The 10,942-nt window shown below is 72.6% G+C and carries 10 protein-coding genes; 4 read left to right on the top strand and 6 right to left on the bottom strand.

Going from position 1 to position 10,942, the window contains the following annotated elements:
- Positions 1–61: 61 nt before the first annotated feature.
- From KIK05_RS18530 to KIK05_RS18505, 5 genes are all read right to left on the bottom strand, one after another.
- Positions 62–409 (bottom strand): aldo-keto reductase family protein, encoded by a 348-nt coding sequence (locus tag KIK05_RS18530; protein WP_214411984.1) that lies wholly within the window; start codon positions 407–409, stop codon positions 62–64.
- A gap of 4 nt (positions 410–413) precedes the next feature.
- Positions 414–818, bottom strand: coding sequence for a YbaB/EbfC family nucleoid-associated protein (locus KIK05_RS18525; protein WP_214411983.1), 405 nt, complete (start codon positions 816–818; stop codon positions 414–416).
- A 254-nt stretch (positions 819–1,072) separates the two neighbouring features.
- Positions 1,073–2,380 (bottom strand): SseB family protein, encoded by a 1,308-nt coding sequence (locus KIK05_RS18515; protein WP_250562998.1) that lies wholly within the window; start codon positions 2,378–2,380, stop codon positions 1,073–1,075.
- A 150-nt stretch (positions 2,381–2,530) separates the two neighbouring features.
- Positions 2,531–4,996 carry a serine/threonine protein kinase gene (locus KIK05_RS18510; protein ID WP_214411982.1) on the bottom strand — a complete coding sequence of 822 codons (2,466 nt, stop codon included), beginning with the start codon at positions 4,994–4,996 and terminating at the stop codon, positions 2,531–2,533.
- A 149-nt stretch (positions 4,997–5,145) separates the two neighbouring features.
- Positions 5,146–6,333: a S8 family serine peptidase gene (locus KIK05_RS18505; protein ID WP_214411981.1), complete on the bottom strand. Its 1,188-nt coding sequence runs from the start codon at positions 6,331–6,333 to the stop codon at positions 5,146–5,148.
- A 167-nt stretch (positions 6,334–6,500) separates the two neighbouring features.
- Here KIK05_RS18505 and KIK05_RS18500 point away from each other — a divergent pair, with 167 nt between their 5' ends.
- From KIK05_RS18500 to era, 3 genes are all read left to right on the top strand, one after another.
- On the top strand, positions 6,501–7,154 hold the full coding sequence (locus tag KIK05_RS18500) for a hypothetical protein (RefSeq protein WP_214411980.1): 654 nt from the start codon (positions 6,501–6,503) through the stop codon (positions 7,152–7,154).
- 10 nt (positions 7,155–7,164) lie between these two features.
- Positions 7,165–7,503 (top strand): cytidine deaminase-like protein, encoded by a 339-nt coding sequence (locus KIK05_RS18495; RefSeq protein ID WP_214411979.1) that lies wholly within the window; start codon positions 7,165–7,167, stop codon positions 7,501–7,503.
- Positions 7,504–7,689: 186 nt separating this feature from the next.
- The gene (gene era / locus KIK05_RS18490; RefSeq protein WP_308249986.1) at positions 7,690–8,601 is read left to right on the top strand and encodes a GTPase Era; all 912 of its coding nucleotides are present in this window, start codon (positions 7,690–7,692) and stop codon (positions 8,599–8,601) included.
- Here the strand turns inward: era and KIK05_RS18485 are convergent.
- Positions 8,592–9,575, bottom strand: a complete 984-nt coding sequence (locus KIK05_RS18485) for a DUF5937 family protein (RefSeq protein ID WP_214411977.1) — start codon at positions 9,573–9,575, stop codon at positions 8,592–8,594. The two genes, era and KIK05_RS18485, sit on opposite strands and share 10 nt — an antisense overlap.
- 79 nt (positions 9,576–9,654) lie before the next feature.
- Here KIK05_RS18485 and KIK05_RS18480 point away from each other — a divergent pair, with 79 nt between their 5' ends.
- Positions 9,655–10,941, top strand: coding sequence for an MFS transporter (locus tag KIK05_RS18480; RefSeq protein ID WP_214411976.1), 1,287 nt, complete (start codon positions 9,655–9,657; stop codon positions 10,939–10,941).
- Position 10,942 lies beyond the last annotated feature (1 nt).

Below are 10,942 nucleotides of genomic sequence, written 5' to 3'. Positions count from 1 at the left end.
CCGGGCGGTGGTGCGGCGTCGGGCGACAGAGGGAGGTCCCGGTGCTCCCCGGGGCGCGGGGTCAAACGCTCAGCTGCTTCTCGACGCCGCCCGCCTTGCGGGCGCCCTCCTGGTCGGTTCCGCGGGTGTTCGACACGGCCGTGGCGACCGTCAGGCCGAGCGCTTCGAGGTTGTCGGCGACACGCCAGCCGAGCTGTTTCAGCACCTCGGGCCCGCAGTCGCCGGTGTACGTCGCCGCGAAGTCCTGTCCGGCGGAGTCGTCTCCCCAGGGGGCCATGGCCACGAGCTGGTCGATGCGGGAGCTGCCGTTCCTGCACGTGCGGACGATGTCTCCGGTGACCACGTTCCAGCGGGTCAGGCCGTTGTTCGCGGTGGGGGCATGGAGGTCGATGTTCGGTTCGTACGGCATCCGTTCACCGCTTTCCGAGAAGTTGCGCGGTCATCTGCTCAAGGACGCTCTCGACGTCGCCGTCGAGGTGCGCCTTCATCTGCTCAGCCGGGATCAGCGGCTCGAAAAGCTCGATGATCTTGGCTTGGGCCTTCTCGGCGGCCTTCTGCACCGTGGAGGTGATGGAGTCGGCCAGCTGCCGGGAGTCCGGATGGCGGTAGATGCGCGGGTCGATGTCGAGCCTGATCAGGTCGCCGCGCGGCCCGACGGTGGCGGAGATCAGGCCGTCCTTCGACGTCTCGGTGATCTGTACGGCTCGCGCCTTCTCGTGCAGCGCGGGCGCCTCGTTCTGCAGACGCATGAAGTTGGCACGCAGTTCTTCGGCGTACTCCTGCATGCCCGCCGCGTCCCCCGGCGCGAACGACTCCACGTAAACCTCCCCGAGCACCTGTCCACAACGGTTGAGGTGCTTAACGACACCGTAACCACGGTCTAACTTCAGGGAAACAGCTGCTTGATCGAACATTCTGGCATTACGGAATATCGTTCGACAAGCACCAACCGGTAACACGCCCCGATGCCGGGCAATGACCTGCTATTACGGCATTTCGGGCATGCCTAAACTCGGACATAGTCTGACAAATATGCCCGAAACTGGCGACTCAGGGGATCAGTCGCGCGCGGTCACAGCTCCAGCGGGACGACCTGCTCGCGCAGCCCCAGGACTTCCTCCCGGGGAACCCAGGCGCGGTACACGCCGCGCTCGACGCGCTCCATCCCCAGATCCCGGGCGACGGGCAGCAGCCCTCCGACGTACTCCACCAGCAGCTTGCCGTCCCGCGCGCCGTGCACCTGGCACGGGGCGCCACGCCATTCGCCGGCCATCGTGACGAACGCGACCTCCTCGCACTCCGCCGCTGGGAGGGTCCGTACGAAACGGCCGGGCTCCAGCTCCTCGAACCCGTCGGCGGGCTCGAAGGCCCGCAGCCGTACCCACAGCCCGTCCGTGCGGGGATCCGGGCTCGCCTGGTACTCGACCCCCGCCACCCGCGCCCGGTAGGAGTGCCACAGGGACGAACCTGTCGCGAGGCCGGCCGCGTCGGTCCCGTCCTCGTTCACCAGCAGCCAGCGTTCGAGGTCGCCGTCGTACACGGCGTGCCGCCGTTCGACCCCCGCGTCCGTCAGCTCCACGATCTCGGCGCCGTGCGGCAGCCCGACGCCGTCCACCTTGTACTCGCGGACCACGCGGTCGCGGTTCGGCGCCAGGCCCATCCCGACGAACGGCGGCTCCTCGATGATGTGGCCGTCCACCGCGGCCCTGCCCTCCTCGTCGAGGCCCCCGTACGGCGTGTGGTACAGGTTGAGCCCCACCGCCGCCCAACGCAGGAGGTTCACCGCCCCCTGGTCGGTGACCACTCCGGGCACCTCCGCGAGCCCGACCGCGTCGGCCAGCACGGCCGGAGTGGCGATGTGGGCCACGTCCTGCGCGTTGTGGCAGTACCCGGAGACCCGGGACTCGCCCTCGAGAAGGTAGGTGTAGAGGTCGTCGGGGGTGAGCGGCTTCTGCACCACCGGGAGGCCGGGTGCGCCGGAGATGACGCGCTCCTGCGCCATGGTCGGGACGGCGAGCCGTGCCACCGTCCCCGGCTCCAGGAAGAAGTGCACGGGAAGGCCGGGGTTGATCGCCAGGCCCCAGCGGAGGTCCGGCCAGCCCGCGGCGAGCTCCGGCATCGTGACGATGCGGTGGTAGGGCTCGGCGCCGCCGGTGCCGGCCTTCAGGGCCGCGGCCGAGGTGTAGGCCAGGACCCAGGTGCGCTCGCCGTCGTCGGCGGTGGGCCAGGCCGCCCGCTCCTCGCCGGCGGCGGCGGACGGGGTGATCGGCAGCGCGAACTCCGCCAGGCGCAGCATCGCGAGGCAGAGGGCCAGATCGCCCCCCGCGAAGGCCGTGCTGAGGCTCTCCTCGAACGGGCCGGACGGCCGCCATTCCCCCATGTCGATCACTTTAGTGGGACCGCGGCGGGGGGCGCCCCTCCGTGGACAGCGCCCAAGATCCCTGCGGCCCCGCGTATGGATGCCCGGCCCCTGCACGAGCGAGAGAGGCCCGGCGCGCAGGGCGCCGGGCCTCTCACTGACGGGTCGTGCCTAGCCGCAGTTCCCGAAGGGCGCGCTGGTGGAGCCCGACGAGGTGCTGCCGGCGAACCTCACGCACTTGCCCTTGGCCTCGGCGATCACCGGGCCCGCGTAGTACTTGAAGGAGCCGCTCTCGGTCCTCGGGCTGCTGCCCTGGACCTCCAGGGTCGCCGCCACCGTGGACGACTCGCCGATCTTGTCGGTCTTCATCGTGACCACGCAGTTCGTCCCGGACGAACTGCTGTACAGCAGGTAGGTCACACCGCCGTCGAACGAGCCCTGCCGCTGGACGTAGTACCCCGAGCCCTGGCCGGCGGAGTTGCAGACCTGCTGCGGGGTGTACGGGTTGCTCGCCGGTGCCGGGGGCTTCGACGAGGTCGTCGGCTTCGGCGAGCTCGTCGTCCTGGTCGCGGTCGGCTTCGGCGCCACGGTCTTGGTCGCCGTCACGGTCGGCTTGGGCGAGCTGGTCGTCCGGGTGGCGGTGGGCCTGGGCGAGCTCGTGGTGTGCGTCGGCTTCGGCGAGCTCGTCGTCCTGGTCGCGGTCGGCCGCGGCGCGACCGTCCGGGTGGCCGTCGGCTTGGGCGAGGAGTGGGTCGGCTTCGGGGACTCCGGCTGGGTGGGACTCGGCGTGACGGTCGGCCCCACGGGCTGCGGATCGGTCGACGACGGCGTGGGCGTCGGGGTCGGCGTGTCGCTGGCCGACGGGTCGGGCGTCGGGCTGCCCGTCCCGGACGGCGTCGGGGACGGCGACGGGTCCACCTCGGTCGGCGTCGGGGTCGGCTTCGGCGTGGCCTCGCCGGACGGGGTGACCGTCGGGGAGGCGGTCTTGGTGACCGTGACCGTGGGAGTCGGGGTGACCGGCTGCGTCGGCGACTGGGACGAGGTCGGCACGGACGTCGGGATCGGCGGCGGGGTGAACTGCGGCCCCGGCGTGAGCGACGGCACGGCGCCGAGCGACGGCGCGGGCGTGGTGAGCTCCATCGGGTACACGCCGGTCTGCTGGGGGTCGGGGGAGTTGGCCCACGGCACGGTGATCTCCGGCCGGGGGGCGCTCGTGCCGCCACCGCCGACCTTCACGTTCCCGAGCCCACCGGACGGCTCCGGGACGCTCGTCGGGTTGACCTGGCCCTCGGCGGCCACCCGGCCGATCTCCTGGCTGGCCGCGTAGTGGTTAGCGCCCCACAGGCCGAGACCCGAGAGGCCGATCACGATGCCGACGCCCGCGGCCAGTCCGACGGGGAAGCGCGGGCCGGTCTTCTCACGGGCCGGGGCGGCCGGCGCGGGCTGCTGCCGGTTGGACGGCGGCAGCGCCGGGACCTCGCGCTGCTCGCTCGGCAGCTCGGGCTCCTCCCACACCTGCGCGACCTGCGGCTCGGGGGAGACCGACCACACCGCGGGCTCGCCTTCCGGCAGGCGCGGGTCCATGGCCGGGTCGTACGGCGCGGCGTGCGCCTCCACCCAGGTCTGCCCGTCGGGGCCGCCCATCGGGAACGGGGCCGGCGCGGGCACCGGGGGCGCGGGCATGGCCGAGACCGGCGGGGCGGTCTTCTCCTCGCCGAGCAGCCACAGCATGGCGCCCTGGGCGGTGGGCCGCTGGGCGGGCATCTTGTTCAGGCAGGAGGCGACGACGTCCCGCAGCCCGGCGGGCAGGGCCGCGAGGTCCGGCTGGGCGGTGACGATCGCCTCGGGGTCGTCACCGAACGGCTCGGTGCCGGTGGCCGCGTAGGTGATCGTGCTCGCCCAGGCGAACAGGTCGGCGGCGGGGCCGGTGGGCTCGCCCCGCACCTGCTCGGGTGAGCGGTACGCCGTCTCGCCCAGGCCGAAGTCGCAGACGCGGGGGCCCTCGGCGGTGAGCAGGATGTTCTGGGGGGTGAGGCCGCGGTGGGCGATGCCGGCCAGGTGGACGGCGGTGAGCGCGGTCAGCGTGCCGACGGCGATCCGCTCCAGCGCGTCGCCGGTGATCGGCCCGTCGGCCGCCACCGCCTCGCGCAGCGTGCGGCCTTCGACGTGCTCGCGCACGACGTAGGCGCGGTCGCCGATCCAGCCGGCGTCCACGGCCCTGACCGCGTACGCGCTGGACACCCGCTGGGCCGCCGACAGGTCGTCCACGACGCGGGCGCGGGTGGCCGGGTCCGCCTCGGGCCAGAGGGGGAGCAGCTTGACGACGAACAGCCGCTCCGGCTCGCCGGGGGCCTCGGATGCCTCCGCGGCAGCCGGTGCGGCGGCCTCGGCGGGGGCGACCGGCTTGGTGGGGACGCTCGGCTCGCCGGCCTCGGAGGCCTCGAGCGGCGTCCGCTCGGCCTGCTCGGCGGCGGGCGTCTCCTCGCTCTGGGCGCCCTGCTCCGCCGGGGCCTGCGAAGTCTCTGCCTGCTGTGAAAGCCGGGCGAGGTAGACGATGCCGCGAGGACCCTGACCGAGGCGCCCGAGAAGGCTGTACTTGCCCACCTGCTTGGGGTCGTCCGGCAGCAATGACTGCATGTCCCTCATCGCCTTCCCCTGAGGATCAACTCTCGCAGATCATGACACCACATGATCGAGTCGCGCTAAGCGTAATTTGTCACGTGTGCATCACATGTTACGTTTTCGTTGATCTTGCGGGGCTATGTCCAAAGAAAAGTGGGTACGGTCTATCGCCCTGGTTCGCTGGGCACGGCCGTACGTCCCGGCTTCCACCTGCGCCGGCGGCCCAGCGGGATCACCAGCCCGGCGGCCGACACCAGGGCCGCGGCCAGCATGGCGATCATCGCCACCCCCACCGAGCGGTTGATCGTCTCGGTGTCCGGAGCCGGAGCCTTGCTCACGATTCCCGAGGGCAGGGCGGCGGGCTGGCGGGGTGCGATCGCGACGACCTCCGACGGCAGGATCTTCGTCACGGCCAGCAGGGGATTCACGATGCCCGGCGTCTTGCCCGACGCCCCGTCGGCGGTGATCTCGATGCGCCGCCGCACGCGCACGTTGTCCAGCTCCGGATGCCGGGCGCGCACCAGGGCCGCGACCCCGGCGACGTACGGCGCGGCGTAGCTCGTCCCGGAGAGGTCCTGCCGGTAGGCGGATCCCGTCCAGGTGCTCGTGATCTCCGTACCGGGGGCGAGCACCGAGACGGGGGCACTGCTGTTGGAGAAGTCGGTGACCTTGCCGTCGGGGCCCGTGGCGCCCACCGAGAGCACCCCCGGATAGGCGGCCGGATAGGCGGGGGCCGGCACCCCGTCCTCCTTGCGGATGTTGCCCGCCGCCGCCACGATGACCACGTCCTTGGCCAGCGCGTAGTCGACCGCGGCCTTCAGGTCGGGCTGATCGTGTGCCTGGATGGACACGTTGACGACCTGCGCGCCGAGGTCGGCGGCCTGGATGATGCCTTTGGCGAGCAGCCCGACGTCGCCCTTGTCCGTCTGGTTGGTCTGCTTGATCGAGATGAGCCGCGCCTTCGGGGCCACGCCGGCGAAGGGGATCTTGAGCTGCCTCATGTCCGCGCCGGCGATGATCCCCGCGACGGCCGTGCCGTGCCCGATGCAGTCGAACGGGTAGGTGTTGGTCAGGTCGATCTGCTTGGCGAGCTTCAGTTGCGGGTGCCGGGGGTCCACCCCCGTGTCCACGATCGCGACCGTGACGCCTTCGCCCTCGGTGATCGGCCAGACCGCGGTGAAGTTCAGCCGCCGTTGCCCCCACGGATCCCCGACCTTGGTGCCACCCCGTTCGGGCTCGCACTTCGGGGGATCGTCACGCAGGGCCGGGGCCGCCTCGGCGGCCGTGGCCGGCCCCAGAGCGAGCGTCAGCGCCAGCGCGCCGGACAGGATCCCCCGACGCCGACCGGTCATGGATCAGCTCCCTCTCTGCCTGGGCGGCCCGCCGGACCGCCACGGGGACACGAAGCCTAGCGATTCCGGAAATCCATCGCTTCCCGGGCACGAACCCATGAGATTGATCATTTTGCCGATCGGGCAGAACCCTCGCAAGGCGAGCGGGGACGTCGGGGGGAAGCGCGATGCGGATCAGTGGTGGGGTGCTCACGTGCGCTCTGGTGGCCGTCACGGCCGGCTGCGGGACGGGCGCCGGGCTCTTCGGCGGCGCGGGCGGCCGGGTGAACCTGGCGCGGGCACGCGAGGCGCTGGCGAAGATCGACGATCCGTCGGCCGGTCTGGCCGAGCACAGCGACGACCCCTGGGAGCCGCCGTTCCGCCCGGCGAGTCCCGACTGCGCACGCCTGTTCGACCTCGCCGGGACGGGCAGGGCGGAGGCCGGGGGGACGGCCACCGTCGCCGCGTCCTACCGGGGCGGACGGCTGGGGGAGACCGCCGCCGTGGTGCTCGCCGCCTACCCGGGCGGGGACGCCCGGCACGCCGTCCGCACCGCCGCCGGGCTCATGCGGCACTGCTCGGTGGCCTCCGGGAAGGCGCCCGGCGGCGGTGATCGCCTGGTGGCCTCCGAGCTGCCCATGAAGGCCCTCGGTGAGGAGGTGGAGGCGCGGCGGTTCAAGGGCAGGGTCGGCGGCTATCCGTACGAGATGCACGTGGTCGTCATGCGCTCGGGCGACACGCTCATCGCCCTTGTGCACACGTGCCTGGCGCGGCTCGCCCCCGAGCGCACCCAGCAGCTCGCCGACGTCCTCGCCGCGAAGGTGCGCGAGGCCGCCGAGTAGCCTGGTGCGCGTGACTGAGACGACCCTCGGCCCCGAGGACAGCAAGATCATCACGCTCGCCCGCTCCGCCCGCGCCCGCAACGCGGCCGCCGAGGGCGCCGCCGTGCGTGACGAGACGGGGCGCACCTACACCGCCACCAACGTCGAACTGCCCTCGCTCAAGCTGTCCGCCATGCAGGTCGCGGTGGCCATGGCCGTGTCCAGCGGAGCCTCGTCCCTGGAGGCCGCCGCTCTCGTCACCGAGCAGGACGAGCCCGGCGCGCCGGACATCGCGGTCGTCGAAGACCTCGGCAACGCCGTCCTGTTCCTCGCCGCCCCCGACGGCACCGTGAAGGGCCGCTACATCTAGGCCCGTTTCCGCACGAGCCCGAATCTCCCTGGTCAGCCGCCATATGCGGGCCGGCGCTGCGAGTCATCGGCACGGGTCGACGAGGGCGATGTGCGGAAAACGGGTCCAGGCCCGCTTTCGCGGGAGCCCGGCCCGGGTGACGGAGGCGTGGGGAGGGCAATGCGTCTGATCGGCGAGAATGGGGGCGTGAGTTCCTCAGCCGCTGAGTTCCGTGCCGGGTTCGCCTGCTTCGTCGGCAGGCCCAATGTCGGCAAGTCGACGCTGATGAATGCCCTGGTCGGCGCGAAGGTGGCGATCACCTCCTCCAAGCCCCAGACGACCCGCCGCGCCATCCGCGGCATCGTCAACCGGCCGGAGGCCCAGCTGGTCATCGTCGACACCCCCGGCCTGCACCGCCCGCGCACCCTGCTCGGCGAGCGCCTCGACAGCCTGGTGCTGTCCACCCTGACCGAGGTCGACGTCATCGGCTTCTGTGTCCCGGCCAACGAGCCGATCGGCAAGGGCGACCGCTTCATCGCCGAGAAGCTCGCGGCCGTCAAGAAGACCCCCGTGATCGCGGTCGTCACCAAGTGCGACCTGGCCGGCCGTGAGCAGATCGCGAACCAGCTCCTCGCCGTGTCACAGCTAGCCGATTTCGCCGAGATCGTCCCGGTCTCGGCGGAGTCGGGCGAGCAGCTCGACGTCCTCGGCGACCAGTTGATCGCCCGTCTCCCCGAGTCCCCGCCGCTGTACGCCGGGGGCGAGCTGACCGACGAGCCCGAGCAGGTGCTGGTGGGCGAGCTGATCCGGGAGGCCGCCCTCGAGGGCGTGCGCGACGAGCTGCCGCACTCGATCGCGGTGGTCGTCGAGGAGATGGTGCCGAGGGAGGGGCGCGACGACCTGCTCGACGTGTACGCCCAGATGTTCGTCGAGCGTCCGTCCCAGAAGGCCATCGTGATCGGCCCGAAGGGCGCCCGGCTCAAGGACGTCGGCACCCGGGCGCGCAAGCAGATCGAGGCCCTGCTCGGCACCCACGTCTACCTCGACCTCCGCATCAAGGTCGCGAAAGACTGGCAACGCGACCCCAAGCAGCTCCGCCGCCTCGGCTTCTACGACTGACCGGCCCCGGGGCGCAGGAGCGCGTCGCCGAGAGAGGTGCGGGCGTACAGCACGACCGCTCCGGCGCGATGGGAGGTCACCAGCCCGGCGGCGCGCAGACGGGACAGATGCGCGGACACCCCACCCGCCGCCAGTCCGGTACGCCGGGCCAGCTCCGTCGTCGAGGCCGGGGCGTCCAGCTCGGCCAGCAGCCGGGCACGGGACCGGCCGACCACCCGCGACAGACCGTCCGGCGCGGCCCGCGGCGCCGCCCACAGCTCCGCCATACCGCGAGCCGGGTACCGCACCACCGGGACCCACGGCGGTGCCGCCTTGACGAACACCCGGGGCCAGGTGAAGGCCGACGGCACCAGCACGAGCCCTCGTTCCCCCAGGTCATGGTCGGCGGAGGCGACGGTACCGCTGATCGTCACCCTGTCGTCGTGCCAGCCGATCGACGGGTCGAGATCGGCGAACAGGCCCGCCACCCCACCCTGGACGAGCCGCCGGCCGCGGTACATGATGTCGCCTTCGAGCAGTGCGCGGATCTTCGGCCAGTCGGGAGCGAGCACGACGTCGTGATACGTGCGCACCTGCGCGACGAGGGTACGCAGAGCCGCGCCGGGGGCGTGGTCGAACTCCGCCGGCGGCCCGTCCAGGCCGCCGAACACCCGGCGCAGATCGTCCCGGCACAGTTCGGGGTCGGTCCCCGCCAGGGCCGCCAGCTCGGCGTCGAAGGACGGCAGCGGCGTGAGCGGCGTGGGGGCGAGGAAGCCGGGAAGCACGTGCGGCGGAGCGGGCACGAGGGCGCGCAGCAGCGGCACCTCGGCGCCGCACTCCTTGAGCCGAGCACGGGCGGAGCGGACCCACGGCAGGTGCAGCGCGTGGGCCGCCGGGTCGTTCAGGACGCGCACGCCGGCGACGATCTCCCACAGGGGCGAGAACGCGAACCTCAGCCCGGCCACATCGGCCAGTGACAGCCTCAGCCGCAGCACCGCGACCTCCCGCCCCGGAGTGATTCATTCCAGAGTGAATCCTTACCGTACTCCGGCGCCGTCCGCCCACAGTGACGGCATGTCATCCCACACCACCGCCCGGCCCGCTCCGGACGACCCGCCCGGCGGCGCCGAGGCCGCGCGGCGCGCGGACTTCCGCCGGTTCTTCGCCGCGGCGGCCATGAGCAAGATGTGCGCGCCCGTCGGCCAGCTGGCGATTCCGCTGGTGGCCGTGATCACCCTCGACGCCTCACCCGGACAGGTCGCCCTGCTCGGCGTGCTGCGAACGGCGGCGTTCCTGCTGGTCGGCCTGCCCGCCGGCGCCTGGGTGGACCGGATGCGGCGCCGCCCCGTGATGGTCACCGCGGACGTCGCCAGAGCGCTGCTCCTGGCCTCGGTGCCGCTGGCCTGGCTGTCGGGGGCGCTCACGCTGGCCCAGCTGTACGCGGTGGTGCTGCTGGCCGGGGCCGGGAGCGTCTTCTTCGACATCGCGGCCCAGAGCTACCTGCCGCACGTGGCCGGCAAGGACCGGCTGGTCGCCGCCAACTCCCGGCTGGCCACGGCCGACTTCACCGGTGAGACGGCAGGTCCCGCCGTGGCGGGATGGCTGGTCCAGCTGCTCGGGGCGCCGGTCGTCGTCGCGGTCGACGCGGCGGGCTACCTGTGGTCGGCGCTCTGGCTCGCCACCGTGCGGCGCCGCGAGCCCGCCGTCCCGGCCCCGGTCACCGGCCGCCGTCTCGCCGCCGAGATACGACAGGGACTGTCGATGGTGTGCGGGCACCCGGTGCTGCGGGTGGTCACGGCGGCCGGAGCGCTGACGAACCTGGCGATATCGATGAACTCGGTCATGATCCCGATCGTCCTGGTCCGCGAACTCGGCTGGTCCGAGGCCGTCCTCGGCGCCTACCTGGCGGCCGGCGGTGTCGGCGGCGTCATCGGCGCGCTGGCCGTCCGTCCGCTGTCCCGGCTGCTGGGCGAGGGCCGTTCGCTGTGGATGCTCGGCCTGGCGCTCGCCCCGGCCGCCCTGCTCACGCCGCAGGCCGGCGGGGCGGTCCCGGTGTGGGCGGCGGCGGCCGGGTGGGCCGTGGTCTGCGCGAAGGTCGGCTTCGACAACGTGCTGCTCATCTCGTTCCGGCAGCACCTCACCCCGGACGCCCTGCTCGGCCGGGTCAACGCCACGATCCGGGTCCTGCTGATCGGCGCGGTCACGATCGGCTCGGCGATCGCGGGAGCGGTCGCGGAGGTCGCCACGCCTCGAACCGTGCTGTGGGTGGCCGCGGGAGTGTTCGCGGTGGTCTGGGTTCCGGTGTTCTGCTCTCCGCTGCGCCGTGCGCGCGCTCTCGGCGGCGAGCCGGTGCGGGCGTAGC

Source organism: Sphaerisporangium fuscum (assembly GCF_018531465.1).
In the GTDB taxonomy this organism is placed as follows: Bacteria; Actinomycetota; Actinomycetes; order Streptosporangiales; family Streptosporangiaceae; genus Sphaerisporangium; species Sphaerisporangium fuscum.
This window is presented reverse-complemented; position numbering and strand designations above follow the sequence as displayed.

Bases quoted from the DNA above. Each gene is read 5' to 3' on its own strand.
- KIK05_RS18530 (WP_214411984.1), bottom strand. From the start codon at position 409: ATGCCGTACGAACCGAACATCGACCTCCATGCCCCCACCGCGAACAAC.
- KIK05_RS18515 (WP_250562998.1), bottom strand. From the start codon at position 2,380: ATGGGGGAATGGCGGCCGTCCGGCCCGTTCGAGGAGAGCCTCAGCACG.
- KIK05_RS18510 (WP_214411982.1), bottom strand. From the start codon at position 4,996: ATGCAGTCATTGCTGCCGGACGACCCCAAGCAGGTGGGCAAGTACAGC.
- KIK05_RS18505 (WP_214411981.1), bottom strand. From the start codon at position 6,333: ATGACCGGTCGGCGTCGGGGGATCCTGTCCGGCGCGCTGGCGCTGACG.
- KIK05_RS18500 (WP_214411980.1), top strand. From the start codon at position 6,501: ATGCGGATCAGTGGTGGGGTGCTCACGTGCGCTCTGGTGGCCGTCACG.
- KIK05_RS18480 (WP_214411976.1), top strand. From the start codon at position 9,655: ATGTCATCCCACACCACCGCCCGGCCCGCTCCGGACGACCCGCCCGGC.